Here is a 17,944-nt window from a genome sequence, read left to right on the forward strand (position 1 = left end):
TCTCAGGCTCTCAGGACGCCGTTGACCAGGCGGCGCGCGTAGGCGGTGTCCAGGCCGCCGGGGCGGAAGAGGATCCGGTACATCATCGGGGCGACGACGTGGTCCAGGACCGTCTCGGTGTCCGGCGCGCTCTGCCCGCGGCCGGCCGCGCGGGCGCGGATGACGTCGATCTGCTCGGCGGCGTAGGCCGAGCACTGGCCGGCGTTGGTGCCGTCCGCGTCGCCCAGCAGCGCGTCGCGGATGTAGGCGCGGCCCGCCGGTGAGGACATCTCGTCGAGGAACTGCTCGGCCCAGGCGTGCAGGTCGCCCGCCAGGTCCCCGAGGTCCTGCGGGGGTGTCTCGGGGCGCAGCCGCTCCACCGCCACGTCCGACAGGAGTGCCTGCAGATCGCCCCAGCGGCGGTAGACGGTCGAGGGGGTGACCTCGGCGCGGGCGGCGATCTGGGGAACCGTCAGGGCGTCGCGGCCCACCTCCGCCGCCAGTTCGCGGACGGCGGCGTGCACTGCTTCCTGGACGCGGGCGCTGCGGCCGCCGGGGCGTGCCATCGGTCTACGGCTCACGGGCCTCACCTTAAAACGGATCCGGTCTGCGGCAGCACGCGCGCTCCTGGCCGCGGGCCTGCGGGTGGCAGGGCCTTTCAGGGGGTGAGGGCCGCGGGCAGGGCGGGCTGGGGGGCCGTCTGTTCGTAGGCGTGGCCCACGCGCAGCAGGTCCGCATCGGCGCGGGGGCGGCCGAGCAGCTGCATGCCGATGGGCAGGCCGGCGCGGTCGCGGCCGACGGGCAGGGACAGCGCCGGCAGGCCGGTGATGTCGGCGGGAGCACACAGGCGTACGTAGGCGTCGGAGACGCTCTCGTGAGTGCCGTCGGGCCAGGTCAGCGTCTGCTGGCCGGCGGGCACGGCGGTCAGGGGCACGGTGGGGGCGGCGACCACGTCGACCTGCTCCAGCAGCTCCAGCCAGGCCCGGCGCATCAGGGTGCGGGCGCGCTGGGCGCGCAGGTAGTCGGCGGCCGGCATCAGGGCGCCGGCCTCCAGCAGGACGCGGATGTCGGGTCCGTAGCGTTCGGGGACCGAGCACAGCCACTGTTCGTGGTAGGCGCTCGCCTCGGGGACCATCAGGCCCCACTGGGTGGCCTGGATGTAGCGGGTCATGGGGATGTCGACGTCGACGAGGGTCGCGCCGAGGCTCTGCAGGTGGGCGATGGCCGCGCGGACGGCCCGCTCGACGTCGGGGTCGACGTGGTCGAAGTAGTAGGTGCGCGGGACCCCGATACGCACCGCGCTCAGGTCGGTGCCGGGGGCGGGCCGGTAATCCGCGGGCGGCAGGGGCAGGGCCGCGGGGTCGCGGGGGTCGTGGCCGGCCAGGACGGTCAGGGCCAGGGCCGCGTCCTGGACCGTGCGGGCCAGGGGGCCGACGTGGTCCAGCGTCCACGACAGGGACGTCACGCCGTGCCGGGGCACCAGGCCGTAGGTGGGCTTGAGGCCGACGACGCCGTTCAGCGCGGCCGGTACGCGGATCGATCCCCCGGTGTCGGTGCCCAGGGCGAAGGGTGCCGCGCCGGCGGCGACGGCGACGGCCGAGCCGCCGCTGGAGCCGCCGGCCACCCGGCCCCGGTCCCAGGCGTTGGCGGTCTGGGGCGTGGTCAGTCCGTAGGCGAACTCGTGGGTGTGGGTCTTGCCCAGCAGGGCGGTGCCGGCCTCGGCCAGGCGGGCGGCGACGGTGCTGTCGGTCTCCGCCCGGTGCCCGGCGCGGACCCGGGAGCTCGCCGTGGTCGCAAGGCCCGCGACGTCGATGAGGTCCTTCAGGGCCACGGGGATGCCGTGCAGCGGCCCCCTGAAGCGGCCGGCCGCCGCTTCGTCCGCGGCCCGGCGTGCCGCGCCGCGTGCCCGCTCCGCGGTGACGGTGACGTAGGCGTTCAGGGCGGGCTGACTCTGCTCGATGCGTTCCAGGACGGAGTCCACCAGTTCCACGGGCGAGAGCCGGCGGGCCCGGATCGCCGACGCGGCGGCGGTGAGGGTGAGTTCATACGGCTGCATGGTGCTCCTGGTCCGCGTGGTGCTTCTGGTCCGCGTGGTGGTGGGCGGGCGGGGTTTCGGCGAAGTCCAGTTCGCGCAGGACGGCGACGACGGAATGAATGTGCTCGGCGGTGGCGGCGACCGCGCGGTGACGGTCCTCGGGCAGCGACAGCCCGGCACGTGCCGCCCAGCGGGCGGCCTCGGGGGGCGTGAGCTCTGCGGCCTCGGGTGGGGTGGGTTGTTCGGCGGCGGGTGGGGTGGGTGCTTCGGCGGCGGACATGCGGGGCTCTCCTGCAGGCCGGGGGTGGCATGGAGCGGTCGGGGTTCTCGGGGGGCGAAGTGAACAGGGTTCTCGGGGGCGGAAGTTGGGGGTGGTGCGGTACGGGGGTACGGGGTGGCGCGTGCCCCCCGTACCGCTTACGCGGCGCCCTCACCGTCCGCCCCGCTCCCAACCAAAAGCTAAATGTTTGCGTTAGGCCACGGTAGGACCTACGCTCACTTAACGCAAACGCTTAGCTTTTAGCGGGGCGGGGTGCGACGGAGCCCCGGATCCGCGGCCGCCGGCCCGCACGCCGGGGGCCCGCACGGCGCCGGCCCCCGGGAAAGGACCCCAGACATGCAGACCTCCCCCCTCACCACCCCGCACTGGAGCGTCGGCGACATCACCGTCCACCGCATCGACGAGACGCCCCTGCCGCCCGGGACCGGGCCCTGGCTGCTGCCCGGCGCCACCCCCGGCCTCATCTCCCGGCAGGACTGGCTGAGCCCCGACTTCGCCGACCACGAGGGCACCCTGCGCCTGGACAGCCACAGCTTCGCGCTCACGGTGGGAGCCCTGCGGGTCCTGGTCGACACCGGCATCGGCAACGGCAAGACGCGCGCCAACCCCGCCTGGCACCGCCTGCGCACCGACTACCTCACCCGCCTGGCCGAGGCCGGATTCACCCCGGACACGGTCGATTTGGTCGTCCTCACCCACCTGCACACCGACCACGTCGGCTGGAACACCCGTGAAGCAGGCGGGACTTGGGTGCCCACCTTCCCCAACGCCCGCTACCTGGCCTCCCGCACGGAACGGGAGTACTGGGCCGCGCAGAGCATGGACGCACCGCGGCGGCAGATGTTCCGCGACTCCGTGCACCCCGTCGAGGACGCCGGACTGCTCGACCTCCTCGACGTCCCCGAGCGCGGCCTCGGCATCGCCCCCGGCCTGCGCGTGCTGCCCACCCCCGGGCACACCCCCGGCCACCTCGCCGTCCAGCTGGACAGCCGCGGACACAGCGCGGTCATCACCGGCGACCTCATCCACCACCCCGTCCAGCTCCCCCACCCCCACCTGGGAAGCTGCGTCGACACCGACCCCCGCCAGGCCGAGGCCTCACGCCGCGCCCTGCTCTCCTGCCTCGCCGGCACCGACACCCTCCTGCTCGGCACCCACTTCCCCGACCCCACCGCCGGCCGGGTCGCAGCCCACCAGGACACCTACCGCCTCACCCCCGTACCGCCCACCCGCCGGCCCCGCACCCGCTAAGCAGGGCACACCGGGGCGCGGCGGGGGCCGTTCCCAGGGTGTTCACAGGGTGGCGCAGGCCTCGCCCAGTGCCTGGTCCAGGATCTCCAGGCCGAGCGCCAGCTCCTCCTCGCCGGCCGTCAGCGGCGGCGCGATCCGGAACACCCCGCCCATGCCCGGCAGTTGGACGATGTTCATGTGCAGGCCCAGCTCCAGACAGCGCCGGGTGACCCGGGCGCCCAGCACGTCCGCACCCTGCCGCTCCTCGCGGCCGGTGAGCAGTTCCAGGCCCATCAGCAGACCGCGGCCGCGGATGTCGCCGACGACCCGGTGGCGGCCGGCGAGCTCCTCCAGGCCCGCGCGCAGCAGCGCGCCCAGCTGCCGCGCGCGGGCGTCGAGCTCCTCCTCGGCCAGCACGTCCAGGACGGTGGTGCCGACCGCGGCCACCAGCGGGTCGGCGACATGCGTGGTGAAGAACAAGAACCCCCGCGCGTGCGCCTCCTGCTCGATCTCGGCGCTTGTGACCACCGCGGCCAGCGGCAGCCCCGCGCCGAGCGTCTTGGACAGCGTGAGGATGTCCGGGACGACGCCGTCGCGCTCGAAGGCGTACCAGGTGCCGGTGCGGCACAGCCCGGTCTGTGCCTCGTCGAGGATCAGCAGCATGCCGCGTTCACGGCACTTGGCGTGCAGGGCGGCGAAGTAGCCCGGCGGCGGCTCGATGACGCCGCCCGAGCTGAGGATCGGCTCGACCAGGCACGCGGCCAGACTGCCGGTCGACTGCGCGTCGATCAGGTCGAAGGCGGCATCCAGCTGACGGCGCCAGCCCGACGCCCGGCCGGCGGGGGCGGCCCCGGGCCGGTGGGCTGCGGGCACCGGGATGGCGAAGTTGCCGGGCGCGCCCGGACCGTAACCCTTGCGGCCCGCGCTGTAGGTGGCCGATGCGGCCCCCTGGGTCATGCCGTGCCAGGAGCGGGCGAAGGAGACCACCTCGTACCGGCCGGTGACGAGCCTGGCCATCCGCAGTGCCGCCTCGTTGGACTCCGCGCCGGTGCTCAGCAGCAGCGTCCGCTCCAGCGGGGCGGGCAGCGTCGCGGCCAGCCGCCGGGCCAGGTCGATGACCGGGCGGCTGAGCATGCCGCTGTAGAGGTGGTCCAGGGCGGCCACCTGGCGCCGTACGGTGGCCACGATCCGCGGGTGGCAGTGGCCCAGGATCGCGCTCATCTGGCCGGAGGTGAAGTCCAGGATTCGGCGGCCGTCCTCGGTGAACACGAAGCTCCCGGCGGCGCGGGCGATGACCTCGGGGGTGAACTCGACGCCGTAGCGCACCAGGTGACGCTCGGCGTCGGCCCAGAAGGCGCCGGTACGCACGGCATCGGCACCGCAAGGGCCGGGGCGGGAGGCGGTGGGGCGGGCGGGGTCGGGGTGGGAGGCGGCTGCGGGTGGGGCGGGTCTGTCAACTGCCATGTGCGGGACGGTAGTTCGCGCCGTGATGCCGCGTCCATCGGGTCTTTGTGGCCGTGCTGTGCGGCTGAGGCGTACAGCACGGGCCCTGCCGGCCGGGCCCGCCGGAGACGACAATGGGGGCGTGCTGAATCCCTGGAGGCTGCATCTGCTGAGCCGGCTGGACACGCTGGGCACCGTCCGCGCGGTCGCCCGGGCCACGCACCTGAGCCCCTCCAGCGTCTCCCAGCAACTGGCCGTCCTGGAGAGCGAGACGCGCACGCAGCTGCTGGAGCGCACCGGGCGCCGGGTGCGGCTCACCTCCGCCGGGCTGATCCTGGCGCGGCGGGCGCGGGCGCTCCTGGACCAGATGGACGGCGTCGAGGCGGAACTGCGCGGCTTCGGGCAGGAACCGACCGGCACGGTGCGGCTGGGCAGCTTCCAGAGCGCGATCCACACCCTGGCCGTGCCGGCCGTGTGCCGCCTGGCGCGGGCCCATCCGCACCTGGACGTCGAGATAGTGCAGCTGGAGCCGCACGAGAGCATGCCGGCGCTGCGGATGGGCGAGGTCGACGTCATCATCACCACCACCGACTTCGGCGAGCTGCCGCTGGGCCCCGACCTCGATCTCCTGCCGCTGGCCACCGACCCGGTCCTGCTGGTCCTGCCGCCCTGCCACCCCGCCGCCCAACGCGGCGCCGCGGAGCTGGCCGCCTTCGCCGACGAGCCGTGGACGTTCGACATGCCGCACACCTACATGGCCGGGCTCGCGCTGCGGCTGTGCCGCCAGGCCCGCTTCGAGCCACGGGTGGTGGGCCGCTTCAGCAACTACATGATGGCGCTGCAGCACGTCGAGGCCGGCCTGTCCCTCGCGCTGCTGCCCGCCCTCGCCGTCGACGCCCGCTACCGGGTCGCCACCCGCGAGCTCGCCGCACCCGTGACCCGCACCATCACCGCCGCGACCCGCCGCGGCACGCCCCCACGCGCGGCGGTACGCACCGTCCTGGACGCCCTGCGCTCCCAGCCGGGCCCGCCGGCCACCGCTCCGCCGCCCACCGCGACACCCCCGCCGCAGCCGCAGTCACCGTGACCGGCGCGGCCGGTGCGGCCGGTGCGGCCGGGACGAGGAGGCTCCAGCCCACGCCGCGGACCGTCTCGATCCGTCTCGATCCCGTGCGGCGAGCGCCGAGTTCGCCGCGCAGCCGACCGACGTGGACGTCCGGGGTTCGGGCGAACCAGTTCTCGTCCGGCTTCGTTCACGTGAGGCACAGCGATCGGTCAGTGCTGTGGGCAGCAACTGACGATCTTGGGTGCTGCGGATGTTCACGCCTGTTGCGGCATGTGGCTGGTTTCTTGCCCGCCTTCTTCCCGTGCCGCCCTGGGGCCACCGACCCTGACCGGACAGCGGACCTGAGGTGTGTGAGGAGAGCGGCATGAGCGAGATGCGGAACAGGGCACCTGGGAACGTTGCCGCAGACAGCCCGCACGCGTCGGAGCTCCCTGTCCCGGAGGGAATGGCGGCGTTCGACGACATCTACGTCCAGCCGGATCCGCGGGCCTATTTCCGGGCATTGGGCCCGCTGGAATACCAGGCACCCCATCACGGGCAGAGCGTCTTCCGGCGGACGGTTGCGGCTCTCAATCGGACAGGCGGCGTGACGGGACGACCGGTGACCGTGCTGGACATCTGCTGCTCGTACGGCATCAACGCCGCTCTTCTCAACCATGAGGTGACACTGGAGGATCTCTATACCCACTACACCTCGCCGCAGGCCACCGCGCTCACCACCGCTGAACTGATCGAATGGGACCGCAGCTACTACGCGGCTCGCCGGCGCCACGATGCGGCCCGGGTGATCGGACTGGACCCGGCCACGAACGCCATCTCCTATGCATGCGAGGTCGGCCTGCTGGAACGAGGCTTCGCCGAGAACCTCGAAACCGCGCCTCCCTCTGCGTCTCTGCTCCGCGCCGCGCGGCACACCCGTTTGATCACGATCACCGGAGGGGCCATGTTTCTGTCCCCCCGCACCTTCCAACCGATCCTGAGCTGTGCCCAAGACCCGGTGTGGGTCGCGGCCTTCGTGCTGCGCACCACCTCGTACAAGTCCATCGCCGCATGCCTGGCTTCGAACGGCCTGGTAACCGAGAAGGCCACCACGCACACGTTCCGGCAACGACGGTTCACAGACGCGGACGAACAGCGATACGCCGTTCAAGCGGTGACGGCGGCCGGCGAAGACCCGTACGGGAAAGAGACCAATGGCTACTTCCACACGATGCTGCACTTGTCGCGCCCCTCTGAAGACGCGACGGAACTTCCGCTGACCACTTTGATGCGGCGCCTGTGAGCCCAGCCCCGCACCGTGTCCTTCGACATCCAATCGAGGCGTTCGACACCAAACCCAGTCGCGCACAGGGCTGCAGCAGGGCGCACCGTACGGGTGAATACTGGTGGGGTGAGTGTTTCGCACATCAAGCCTCACCTGCGGTGCCTGGACGGCAGCGGGTCCGATCTCGGCCATGCGGTGGCCGAGCGGTCAATTGAGCGCGCCGCGGGCAGATCGGACGTCGCCCCGCTGCCGGTGGGCCCTCCGGTGCATGTGCTGGTGGTGCACACGGGACAGTCGGCGAATCTGCGCTGGTCAGCGGACGGGACGCCGCGCCAGGAGCGGTTTCGTGCCGGGGAGGCGCTGGTCAATCCCGCCGGATGGGCGTCGCGGCCTCGCTGGCAGGACGACGTGGAGCTGCTGCTTCTGGGGATTGATCCGGCGTGGCTGGAGAAGCTGGCGGCCGAGAGCGGCGCCAGCGGCCAGGTGGAGCTGGTGCCGCGGTTCCACTTCACCGACCCGCTGCTGAAGATGCTGCTGGAGCGTCTGGTGGCGGAGTACGCCGGACCCGGCCCCGCGGACTCCCTGTACGCGCAGTCACTGGTCCAGGCGGCCGCCGCGGTGATACTGCGGGTGGCCGCCGAGGGCCGGACACTGCCCGGCCGAGAGGGCGGGCTGCCGCCGCGCCGGCTGGCCGAAGTCATGGACTACATCCACGCGAACCTCTCCCAGCGGGTCACGCTGGCGGAACTGGCCACCGTGGCCCAGGTCAGCGAATCCCACTTCACCCGAGTCTTCAAAGCATCGACCGGCGAATCCCCGCACCAGTACGTGATGCAGCAGCGCCTGGAGTACGCACGAGGGGAGCTCACCCGTACCAGCAGGCCGATCGCGCAGATCGCCACGGAGGCGGGTTTCGCGGACCAGAGCCATCTGACGCGGATGATGCGCCGCTACGCCGGGGCCACTCCACGGCTGCTGCGGGACGGCAACCGCGGACGCTGACGGCCGGCGCTGACGGCCGGCGGGAAGCCGTGAGCGGTTTGTTCCACCTCTGATCGGATCGTTCAAGATCCACATGCGCCTCTGCGGCGAGCCTGGTGAATATGGCATGGCCCCCGGTACTCGCCGGGGCCGGGCCGCCCCACCCCAGCACATCGCAGGAGGCAGTCATGGTCACCACCCCGGACAAGACACTCAACGGCAAGGTCGCCTTCGTCGGCGGCGCGTCCCGCAACCTCGGCGGGCTGATCAGCACCACCCTCGCAGCGCAGGGCGCCCGGGTCGCGGTGCACTACAACAGCGACTCCTCCCGCGCCAAGGCCGAGGCCGTCGTGGAAGAGATCAACGCCGGCCCGGGCGAGGCGTTCGCGATCCAGGGCGACCTGACCCAGGTCGCCGAGGTGGAGCGGGTCTTCGACGACGTCGTGAACCGGTTCGGGAAGCTCGACTACAGCATCAACACCGCCGGCATGGTGCTGAAGAAGCCGCTCACCGAGATCACGGAGGAGGAGTACGACCGGATGTTCGCGGTCAACTCCAAGGCCGCGTTCTTCGTGATGCGCGAGGCCGCCCGCCGCATCGAGGACGGCGGGAAGATCATCACCATTGTCACCTCGCTGCTGGCCGCGTACACCGGCCTGTACTCCACCTACGCGGGCAGCAAAGCCCCGGTCGAGCACTTCACCCGCGCCCTGTCGAAGGAACTGTTCGGCCGCAACATCTCGGTCAACAACATCGCCCCCGGCCCGATGGACACCTCATTCTTCTACCCCGCCGAGGACGACGACTCCGTCGCCTACCACAAGTCGTCCGCGATGAACGGTGACCTCACCAAGATCGAGGACATCGTGCCCTGGGTGACACATCTGCTCACCGACGGCTGGTGGGCCAACGGCCAGACCATCTTCCTCAACGGCGGCTACACCACCCGCTGAACCGCGAGCTGGGCAGAGACCTCTCGCCATCGTGATCGGCTCCCGAAACGTGAAGGCCGCCGAGACCGTGTCCAAAGCGAGCTGCGGCTACGACACGGGCAAGAGGACCAACGGACGCAAGCGCCATGGGGTCGTCGACACCCGAGGGCTTCCGCCGTCCCGAATGGCGGCCGCCGCCCGTTCGTCTTCTACCGTCAACGGGACCCGCGGGCTGCGGCCGGGCGCGAGGACTCCACACGAAGTGGACCGGGGCCCCAGAAACGAAGTCACCCTTGGCTAAGCTCGCTGTCATGTGGAGACAGTCGGTGCAGGAAGTCTTTCCTGACGCAGGACTTCGGGAGCCGGTCGAGGCGTCCCGGATCGCCGAGGCCGAGACGCGGCTGGGGCGAGCTCTGCCCAGGGACCTCGAGCAGCTGCTGCTGGAGAGCAACGGGGTGCTCGGCCACTTCCACGTGGACACTGTCTGGCCCATCGATCAGATCGTCGAGCAGAACCTCCGCTTCTGGTCCGACGAAGCCTTCGCCCAGCTCTACATGCCTTTCGATGCCCTCATGTTCTTCGGCGACAACGGGGGCGGTGACCAGTTCGCCTTCGTGCACAAGCCGCAGCGCCCGGACGTGTTCGTCTGGGAACACGAGAGCGACAGCCGCAGGTGGGTGGCCAACAACCTGCGCGACTACCTGGGCCGTTCGCTGCGCGCCGGCGGAGACGACTGGTATCAGCCGTAACCGGACGATCCGCCAGGCAGGGCCCGCCGTGCGCACCTTGCCGCCGCCGTCGGTCCACATGGTGACCTCCGGGGCCAGCATCTGCATCAGCGCGTCGAGGTCACCGCCCAGCGCCGCGGCCACGAAGCGTTCGGCGACCTCCTGCCGGACCTGCGGGGCGGTCTCGTAACGGGGGCGGCGCGCCTGGACGTGGGCGCGGGCCCGGTGGGCGAGCTGGCGCACCGCCAAAAACGCGGCCTCTTCTGCGCCTGAGCCTGGGCGGCGCGTACCGGTCAGCGGCCCTTGCGCGAGTTCATGTACCAGGCGACGGCGACGGCCAGGACGACGAGGACGATGAGGATCTTCATGCCTCTTCAGCTCCCCCCGATTGCCCCGGACATGCCTGGCGGTCTCACACCGCTTTCCTCGCAGGGCGTGATGAGCCGCGGGGCCGCCGCAGGGAGCGGTGCGGGGCGGTTACGTGCGGCGGGGTGCGATGGGGGGTGTTTTGTCCCTGGGGGGCCAGGGCACCCGAGGGCCGCGAGCGGCGGGTGCGCCGCACCGGACGGGCTCGGGTGGTGCGGCGCACCGGTCTTGCGGAAGGTGGGAGAGAGCGCCCCCGGGCCTGCAAGGGCCGGCGCCGGCCCGCACCCACCCGACGCGCGAGCACGTACCCCCGTACCAGGGAAAGGCGAGAGCAGATGAAGGACACCCCCGGCACGCAGGGCCCGCAGGACCCCACCACCAGGGGGCCGCGGCCGGACTTTCCCCAGCAGGAGCAGGAAACGCCGGGCTGGACCGGTCCCATGGACCCGCCGCCCGACCACGGCGAGGAGTCCTACCGCGGTTCGGGGCTGCTGCGCGAGAAGGCCGCGCTGGTCACCGGCGGCGACTCCGGGATCGGGCGGGCCGTGGCCATCGCCCTGGCCCGGGAGGGGGCGGACGTCCTCTTCACCCATCTGCCGTCCGAGGCCGAGGAGGCGCGGGAGACCATCCGCTGGGTCGAGGACGCCGGGCGCCGGGCCCTCGCGGTGGCCTGCGACATCCGCGAGGAGGAGCAGTGCCGGGGGCTCGTGGGGGGGGGGGGGGGGGGGGTTGGGGGGGGTTGGGGGGGGAGGTGGCTTTGGGACCCCTGTTTGGGTTGATCACCGGCCGACTTCCGGCGATGGACATGGATGGCTCGTCAAGCTGGTGTCCGCCTGCGGAGGGAGGCACCATGACGGTTATGGCAGAACGTGGGTCATCCCAGTTGTCGGTGGACATGTTCGAGCGGATCGCCGAGTTCGCCGAACGTGAGGACGAGACCGTCAGGTTCGAGTTCATCAACGGACGGATCGGGCTCAGGAAAGTGACCAACGGCAATCACGGAGCGATCATCATGTGGTTGGTCCGCCAGTGCATGCAGGCCAGGCCCGAGCTCGATCTCAGCCCGGTGCAAGGGCTGAAGGTGGAGTCCTACCGCAGGGGCAGGGCCCTGCCGGACGCGGTGCTCGCCCCTGTCGCCCACTTCGCGGGGCAGGGGGACTGGGCGGACACCGATGGCGTGCTGATGACGGTGGAGGTCACCTCCTTCGACTCGGACACGCACGATCGCGACCGCGTGGAGAAGCCCCAGGCCTACGCCGAATCCGGAATCCCCGTCTACCTGCTGATCGACCGCGACCGTCGCTCCGTCCTCGTGCACAGTGACCCGGACCCGGTGGTCGGCTACCGGAACGTCCAGAAGCGCCAGCTGGGCCAGAAGGTCGTGCTTTTCGACCCCGTCGGCATCGAGTTCGACACCGAGGAGCTCAAGCCGTTCATGGACTGACCGTCTCCGTCACGTCGACAGATCCCTGCGCCGCAGCCCGGCCAGCCCCGCCGCCACCAGGGCGACCGCGAGCGCCGTGAGGACCAGCACCGGCGCCCACGCCATCTCCCCGCCCGGCAGCTTCGGCAGATGACCGAAGGGGGACAGGTCCAGCACCGCCTGCGGCACGTCCAGCGCCGGACCGACCCAGCCGATCAGCAGCACCGCGCCGGCCACCCCCCACGCGCCCATGGCCGCCCCGGGCGCCAGCCCGTACAGCAGCACCGCGACCCCGCCGATCACCCACACCGCCGGGATCTGCACCAGGCACGCGCCGAGGATGGCCCCCGTCCGCTCGCCGTGGCCGAGTGCGAGACCCGCGCCCGCGAGCAGCATCAGCAGCGCCGACCCGCCGAACGCCACCACCAGGTGACCGGCCGCCCAGCGCAGCCGCCCGACCGACCCCGCGAGCACCGGCTCCGCGCGGCCCGAGATCTCCTCGCCGTGCAGCCGCAGCACCGACGCCACGACGTACAGCGCGGCGACCAGCCCCAGCATCCCGGCCATCGCCGCGAGGAACGCGTCCGTCAGCCCCGACTCCCCGCCCATCCGCTCGAAGATCTCCCGGGCGCCCTCGTTGTCGCCGAGCAGGTCGGCCGCGCCGTCCGCCATACCGCCGTAGACCAGCCCCGCCAGCAGGAAGCCGATGCTCCAGCCGAGCACGGAGCCCCGTTGCAGCCGCCATGCCAGCGCCCGCGCGCCGCCCAGCCGTCCGGCGGCGGGTCCCGGGCGGCTCGGCAGGAAGCTCATGCCGAGGTCCCGGCGGTCGGCGAGCGCGTACGCCACCGCTCCCTGCACCAGCGCCGCGCCCGCGAGCAGCCCGAGCACCCACCACCGTTCCCCGGCGAACGCCCGCAGGTTCGTCAGCCAGCCGAGCGGGGACGCCCACGTCAGCAGTGAAGAACCGTCGTCGGTCGCCGAGTCGCCGGCCGCCCGCAGCACGAACGCCGCGCCCAGCACCGCCGCCGTCAGCCCCCGGGCCAGCCGCGCGCTCTCCGTCAGCTGGGCCACGATCGCCGCCGTCGTCGCGAAGACCATGCCCACGCCCGCGATCCCGAGCCCGAACGCCAGCGCTCCCGCCGCGCCCTGACCGGCCAGCCCCGCCGTCACCAGCAGCGCCAGCGCCCCGTTCGCGACGGCCGCCGCGAGCAGCGCCGCCGTGAGCGAGGCCCTGCGGCCCACCATCCCGGACGCCACCATTTCCTGACGCCCGCTCTCCTCCTCGTCGCGGGTGTGCCGGACGACGACCAGGAGCCCCACCACGGCGGCCAGCGCGCCCGCGTACACGCCGACCCGCCAGGCGGTGAGCGCGCCGAGGGAGTCGCCGAAGACGGGGCCGACCATCGCGCGCAGGGAGGAGTTGCCGGCCATCTGGCCGATCAGGTCGGCGCGTTCGGCCGGGGTGCCGTACAGGCCCTTGAGCGTGTTCGGCATGGACAGCACCATCAGGGCGTTCACCCCGACCCAGAGCGGGATCATCACCCGGTCCCGGCGTAGCGCGAACCGCAGCAGGATGCCGGTGCCGGCGAGCCGGCGCGCGCTCGTGGGCCGTACGGCGAAGGAGGCGGCGCTCATCGGACGGTCACCTCGTCCTGGTAGTGCCGCAGGAACAGCTCCTCCAGCGTGGGCGGGGTGGAGGTGAGCGACCGTACGCCCGACTCGCTCAGCGAGCGCAGCACCGCGTCCAGCTTGTCGGTGTCGACCTGGAGGCGGACCCGGCGGCCCTGGACGTCGAGGTCGTGCACGCCGGGCAGCGCGGCGAGGCCGTTCGGCGGACCGGCGAGTTCGGCGCTGACGCTCGTCCGGGTCAGATGCCGCAGCTCGGCGAGCGAACCGCTCTCCACCGTGACGCCCTTGCGGATGATGCTGACCCGGTCGCACAGCTCCTCCACCTCGCTGAGGATGTGCGAGGACAGCAGCACGGTCCGCCCGCGCTCCCGCTCCTCGGCGACACAGCGCTGGAAGACCTCCTCCATCAGCGGGTCCAGGCCGGACGTCGGCTCGTCGAGGATCAGCAGGTCGACGTCGGAGGCGAACGCCGCCACCAGGGCGACTTTCTGCCGGTTGCCCTTGGAGTACGTGCGGCCCTTCTTCGTCGGGTCCAGCTCGAACCGCTCGATCAGCTCGGCCCGGCGGTGCGGGTCCAGGCCACCGCGCAGCCTGCCGTACAGGTCGATGACCTCGCCCCCGGACAGGTTGCGCCACAGCGTCACGTCACCGGGGACGTAGGCGATCCGGCGGTGGATCTCCACGGCGTCCGTCCAGGGGTCCCGGCCGAACACCTGGGCCGCGCCGGAGTCGGCGCGCAGCAGACCGAGCAGGACGCGGATGGTGGTGGACTTCCCGGAGCCGTTGGGTCCGAGGAAGCCGTGGACCTCGCCGGTCTCGACGGTCAGGTCGAGACCGGCCAGTGCGTGGGTCCGGCCGAACGACTTGTGCAGTCCGGACACGGTGATGGCCTTCGTCATGCTCCGGAACGTACGCTTCTTTCAGAAATTTGTGAAGTTAAGGAAGCGTATGAATCGACGGCTAGACTGGGCAGGGCGTCCGAGCAGGGGAGATGGTGCGGATCATGGCGGAACCGAGCGGGACGGCACGGGACCCGGAGGCGGTCTCCCGGTTCGTCGAGCACTTCGCGGCGCAGCTGGTCGAGGCCGGGATGCAGCGCATGCCCGCCCGCGTCTTCGGGGCCCTGCTCGCGTCCGACGCCGGGGCGCTGACCTCCGCGCAACTCGGCGAACAGCTCCAGATCTCACCGGCGGCGGTGTCCGGCGCCGTGCGCTACCTGGCCCAGGTCCACATGGTGTCCCGCGAGCGGGAGCCCGGCTCGCGCCGCGAGCGCTACCGGGTCCACGGCGACCAGTGGTACGAGGCGCTCACCAACCGCGAGGCCGTCATCAAGCGCTGGGAGGACGCGCTGCGGGAAGGCGTCACCAGCCTGGGCGCCGACACCCCGGCGGGGCGCCGGCTGGCGGAGACGCTGGCCTTCTTCGAGTTCGTGGAGAAGGAGGTCGAGGCGATGATGGAGCGCTGGCGGGTGCACCGGGAGAAGCGGTTCGGACAGTAGCTGCTCGGCTACAACGAGTTGCGGCTGGTCCGTCACCGGAGGAGGGCGCATCATGACAGTCATGGCAGAGCGACCGACGACAGACGGCACCGAGCTCGGCGACTTCGAGGAGATGCTGAACCTCCTCGACGAGCTGGAACTGCGTGATGGCTTCAAAGCCGAGATCATCAGGGGGAACATCGTCGTGTCGCCGTGGTCGAAGGCGTTCCACCTCGACGTCATGGAGCTGGTGTGCGAGCAGCTCCGGCCGCACCTGCCCGCGGAGCACCGGATCAGTTACGGTCCTTTCCTGTACGTGTTCCCAGGCGTGGAGCGCGCCTACGGGCCCGACATCCACGCGGCGCATCGCTCTGCCAGCCGGAGCACCAGCAGTCACCTGGACGGGGAAGCTCTCTCCTTCGTCGCCGAACTGACCTCGTCCTCCACCCGTGACGACGACCTGACCGACAAGGCCGAGACCTACGGCAAGGCGGGCGTCCCCGTCTACCTCCTCCTCGACATGCAGGGGGAACAGGCCACGGTCTTCTCGATGCCCTCCGCCAAGGGCTACGAGGCCCGCGAGACCAAGCCGTTCGGCGAGAAGCTGTCCGTCCCGGCCCCGTTCGACTGCGTCCTGGACACGACCAACTTCACGGCGCCCCGCGCCTGACGCCCCGCTACCGCGCCGGCATCGTGAGCCCCCACGCCCCCTCCCGCACCTCCCACGTCCGCGTCCGCACCGGCCCCGAGACGACCGCGTCCGCGCGATAGCGGAAGTGCGCGCCCGACACGGTCACCGTCCGGCCCTCCGCCAGCAGCGGGGACGCCTCCGCGCCCACCGACACCGGCCGCACCTCGACCCGCGCCGTCCCCGGCACGCCGGGCATCACCGAGACGCCCTCCACCGGCTGCCCCAGGTCGACCAGCGTCTCCCCGTCGACCTCCACCCGCAGCCGGGCCGGCCCCGACCCGGGCGCGTCGGCCGTCCCCGGCGGCCTGGCCGGCACCAGCGTCCGCACCAGCGAGCGGCACGTCCGCAGCCACGGGCGCCCCCCGTCACCGCCCGCCTCCCGCAGCCGTGCCGTGCGCCCGAGCGGCGGGATCCGCAGCGCGCCGAGCACCACCCCGTCGCTGTCGTCCACCAGCAGGTCCATGCGCCGCTCCGCCCCGTCCAGCACGGCCCGCGCCGCCGCCACCGCGCCCGTGGGCACCCCCAGTGCCCGGGCGAGGGAGACGGCGCCGCCCACCGGCACCAGCGACAGCACGCACCCGGCCAGCTCCCGCTGCCGGTGCAGCAGCGTCACCGCCCGCACCAGGGCCCGGTCGTCGCCGATCACCACCGGGCGGCGTGAGCCGCGCCGCGCCAGCGCCCGCGCGAACTCCTCCGGATCGTCCGGCAGGCACACCTTCATGCCCGCGGCACCCGCGCTGAGCACGTCCTTCGCGATCCGGACCGATTCGCCGTCCGCCCGCCGGGCGACCGGATCGATGACCACCAGGAGCTGATCGGACGTCGCGGAAGAAGTCCCGGATGTCGCCACCTCGGCCATGCCTCGCTTCCTCGGGTAGCATCTTTGTGCAAGAGCCCCTTTGCGCTATTGCGCCAGGGGCTTCGTCTATTCCGGGGCATCCGGTCCGACGGTTGGCGGCCAACGGTGGTCGCGGTGCACGCGGCGGAGATCCTCCGTGTGCGCCCCTGACCTTGGACATGCCCCGCCCGGAAGGGGTGTACGCGCGTGCCCGCACTTGTGCTGCTCGGTGCTCAGTGGGGTGACGAAGGCAAGGGAAAGGCGACGGACCTGCTCGGTGGTTCTGTCGACTATGTGGTGCGCTACCAGGGCGGCAACAACGCCGGCCACACGGTGGTCGTGGGCGACCAGAAGTACGCCCTGCACCTGCTCCCTTCCGGGATTCTCTCCCCCGGCTGCACGCCGGTCATCGGCAACGGCGTCGTCGTCGACCCGTCGGTCCTGCTCTCCGAGCTGAGCGGTCTGAACGAGCGCGGCGTCGACACGTCCAAGCTCCTGATCAGCGGTAACGCGCACATCATCACGCCGTACAACGTGACGGTGGACAAGGTGACCGAGCGTTTCCTCGGCAAGCGGAAGATCGGCACCACCGGCCGTGGCATCGGGCCGACCTACGCCGACAAGATCAACCGCGTCGGCATCCGCGTCCAGGACCTGTACGACGAGTCGATCCTCACCCAGAAGGTCGAGGCGGCCCTCGACGTCAAGAACCAGATGCTCACCAAGCTCTACAACCGCCGCGCGATCGCGGTCGACCAGGTGGTCGAGGAGCTGCTGGGCTACGCCGACAAGCTCGCCCCGTACGTCGCCGACACCGTGCTGGTGCTGAACGAGGCGCTGGAGCAGGACAAGGTGGTCCTCTTCGAGGGCGGCCAGGGCACCCTGCTCGACATCGACCACGGCACGTACCCCTTCGTCACCTCCTCCAACCCGACCGCGGGCGGCGCCTGCACGGGCGCGGGCGTGGGCCCGACGAAGATCAGCCGGGTCATCGGCATCCTCAAGGCGTACACCACCCGCGTCGGCGCAGGACCGTTCCCGACGGAGCTGTTCGACGAGGACGGCGAGGCGCTGCGCCGCATCGGCGGCGAGCGGGGCGTCACCACCGGCCGTGACCGCCGCTGCGGCTGGTTCGACGCGGTCATCGCCCGCTACGCCACCCGCGTCAACGGCCTCACCGACTTCTTCCTCACCAAGCTCGACGTCCTCACCGGCTGGGAGCAGATCCCGGTGTGCGTGGCGTACGAGATCGACGGCAAGCGGGTCGAGGAGCTGCCGTACTCGCAGACGGACTTCCACCACGCGAAGCCGGTCTACGAGATGCTGCCGGGCTGGAGCGAGGACATCAGCAAGGCGAAGACCTTCTCCGACCTGCCGAAGAACGCCCAGGCGTACGTGAAGGCCCTGGAGGAGATGTCCGGCGCCCCGATCTCCGCGATCGGCGTGGGCCCGGGCCGTACCGAGACGATCGAGATCAACTCGTTCCTGTAGGCCACACCTCAGGACAGCCGCCCTGTGCACCGGCGCCCGCGCGGGCGCCGGTGCACAGGCATAGCCTGAAGGTGTCCCTCCACGTGCGTCG

18 protein-coding genes and 1 pseudogene are annotated in these 17,944 nt (G+C 71.8%); 12 read left to right on the forward strand and 7 right to left on the reverse strand.

All coding sequences use genetic code 11. The features are described 5' to 3' along the window. Nucleotides 1-2 precede the first annotated feature (2 nt). The 3 genes from ACZ6CV_RS36640 to ACZ6CV_RS36650 form a co-directional block, all read right to left on the reverse strand. A complete protein-coding gene (locus ACZ6CV_RS36640; protein ID WP_469256203.1) occupies nt 3-545 on the reverse strand; it encodes a TetR/AcrR family transcriptional regulator in 543 nt (180 codons plus the stop codon). Between the two features lie 92 nt (nt 546-637). Beyond that, nucleotides 638-2,035 (reverse strand): amidase, encoded by a 1,398-nt coding sequence (locus ACZ6CV_RS36645; RefSeq protein WP_469256181.1) that lies wholly within the window; start codon nt 2,033-2,035, stop codon nt 638-640. Next, a complete protein-coding gene (locus ACZ6CV_RS36650; protein WP_469256183.1) occupies nt 2,022-2,294 on the reverse strand; it encodes a hypothetical protein in 273 nt (90 codons plus the stop codon). Before ACZ6CV_RS36650 ends, ACZ6CV_RS36645 begins: the two co-directional genes overlap by 14 nt. Nucleotides 2,295-2,630: 336 nt before the next feature. Here ACZ6CV_RS36650 and ACZ6CV_RS36655 point away from each other — a divergent pair, with 336 nt between their 5' ends. Next, nucleotides 2,631-3,545 carry an MBL fold metallo-hydrolase gene (locus ACZ6CV_RS36655; protein ID WP_469256184.1) on the forward strand — a complete coding sequence of 305 codons (915 nt, stop codon included), beginning with the start codon at nt 2,631-2,633 and terminating at the stop codon, nt 3,543-3,545. 42 nt (nt 3,546-3,587) lie between these two features. On the opposite strand, the gene ACZ6CV_RS36660 is transcribed toward ACZ6CV_RS36655, so the two are convergent. Continuing rightward, entirely contained in the window at nt 3,588-4,988 is a 1,401-nt protein-coding gene (locus tag ACZ6CV_RS36660; RefSeq protein WP_469256186.1) for an aspartate aminotransferase family protein, read from the reverse strand. Between the two features lie 121 nt (nt 4,989-5,109). Between ACZ6CV_RS36660 and ACZ6CV_RS36665 the strand changes: the two genes are divergently transcribed. From ACZ6CV_RS36665 to ACZ6CV_RS36700, 8 genes and pseudogenes are all read left to right on the forward strand, one after another. Next, the gene (locus ACZ6CV_RS36665; protein WP_469256188.1) at nt 5,110-6,054 is read left to right on the forward strand and encodes a LysR substrate-binding domain-containing protein; all 945 of its coding nucleotides are present in this window, start codon (nt 5,110-5,112) and stop codon (nt 6,052-6,054) included. Nucleotides 6,055-6,397: 343 nt separating this feature from the next. Beyond that, on the forward strand, nt 6,398-7,315 hold the full coding sequence (locus tag ACZ6CV_RS36670) for a hypothetical protein (RefSeq protein WP_469256190.1): 918 nt from the start codon (nt 6,398-6,400) through the stop codon (nt 7,313-7,315). Nucleotides 7,316-7,423: 108 nt separating this feature from the next. Further along, nucleotides 7,424-8,299: a helix-turn-helix domain-containing protein gene (locus tag ACZ6CV_RS36675; RefSeq protein ID WP_469256192.1), complete on the forward strand. Its 876-nt coding sequence runs from the start codon at nt 7,424-7,426 to the stop codon at nt 8,297-8,299. Nucleotides 8,300-8,466: 167 nt separating this feature from the next. Further along, nucleotides 8,467-9,231: an SDR family oxidoreductase gene (locus ACZ6CV_RS36680; RefSeq protein ID WP_469256194.1), complete on the forward strand. Its 765-nt coding sequence runs from the start codon at nt 8,467-8,469 to the stop codon at nt 9,229-9,231. A gap of 31 nt (nt 9,232-9,262) precedes the next feature. Further along, nucleotides 9,263-9,511: a transposase gene (locus ACZ6CV_RS36685; RefSeq protein ID WP_469256196.1), complete on the forward strand. Its 249-nt coding sequence runs from the start codon at nt 9,263-9,265 to the stop codon at nt 9,509-9,511. A 10-nt stretch (nt 9,512-9,521) separates the two neighbouring features. Then, on the forward strand, nt 9,522-9,959 hold the full coding sequence (locus tag ACZ6CV_RS36690; protein WP_469256198.1) for an SMI1/KNR4 family protein: 438 nt from the start codon (nt 9,522-9,524) through the stop codon (nt 9,957-9,959). A gap of 680 nt (nt 9,960-10,639) precedes the next feature. Continuing rightward, nucleotides 10,640-11,014, forward strand: a pseudogene (locus ACZ6CV_RS36695) (SDR family NAD(P)-dependent oxidoreductase); the annotation flags it as partial. Nucleotides 11,015-11,154: 140 nt separating this feature from the next. Continuing rightward, complete coding sequence (locus ACZ6CV_RS36700) at nt 11,155-11,748, forward strand: Uma2 family endonuclease (protein ID WP_031017943.1); 594 nt, start codon at nt 11,155-11,157, stop codon at nt 11,746-11,748. Between the two features lie 9 nt (nt 11,749-11,757). Here the strand turns inward: ACZ6CV_RS36700 and ACZ6CV_RS36705 are convergent, their stop codons facing one another. Beyond that, nucleotides 11,758-13,362, reverse strand: a complete 1,605-nt coding sequence (locus tag ACZ6CV_RS36705; RefSeq protein WP_031017941.1) for an ABC transporter permease — start codon at nt 13,360-13,362, stop codon at nt 11,758-11,760. Next, nucleotides 13,359-14,255, reverse strand: coding sequence for an ABC transporter ATP-binding protein (locus ACZ6CV_RS36710; RefSeq protein WP_006135107.1), 897 nt, complete (start codon nt 14,253-14,255; stop codon nt 13,359-13,361). Before ACZ6CV_RS36710 ends, ACZ6CV_RS36705 begins: the two co-directional genes overlap by 4 nt. Before the next feature lie 104 nt (nt 14,256-14,359). Here ACZ6CV_RS36710 and ACZ6CV_RS36715 point away from each other — a divergent pair, with 104 nt between their 5' ends. Together ACZ6CV_RS36715 and ACZ6CV_RS36720 are read left to right on the forward strand one after the other, a co-directional pair. After that, complete coding sequence (locus ACZ6CV_RS36715; RefSeq protein ID WP_037816686.1) at nt 14,360-14,854, forward strand: GbsR/MarR family transcriptional regulator; 495 nt, start codon at nt 14,360-14,362, stop codon at nt 14,852-14,854. Between the two features lie 52 nt (nt 14,855-14,906). Continuing rightward, complete coding sequence (locus ACZ6CV_RS36720) at nt 14,907-15,503, forward strand: Uma2 family endonuclease (RefSeq protein WP_031060544.1); 597 nt, start codon at nt 14,907-14,909, stop codon at nt 15,501-15,503. Nucleotides 15,504-15,510: 7 nt separating this feature from the next. Here ACZ6CV_RS36720 and ACZ6CV_RS36725 read toward each other — a convergent pair whose 3' ends face one another. After that, a complete protein-coding gene (locus ACZ6CV_RS36725) occupies nt 15,511-16,383 on the reverse strand; it encodes a diacylglycerol kinase family protein (RefSeq protein WP_006135110.1) in 873 nt (290 codons plus the stop codon). Nucleotides 16,384-16,569: 186 nt separating this feature from the next. On the opposite strand from ACZ6CV_RS36725, the gene ACZ6CV_RS36730 reads away from it, so the two are divergent. Then, nucleotides 16,570-17,853: an adenylosuccinate synthase gene (locus ACZ6CV_RS36730; protein ID WP_006135111.1), complete on the forward strand. Its 1,284-nt coding sequence runs from the start codon at nt 16,570-16,572 to the stop codon at nt 17,851-17,853. The last annotated feature ends 91 nt before the right edge of the window (nt 17,854-17,944 follow it).

The organism is Streptomyces sp. NPDC041713, assembly GCF_055591085.1.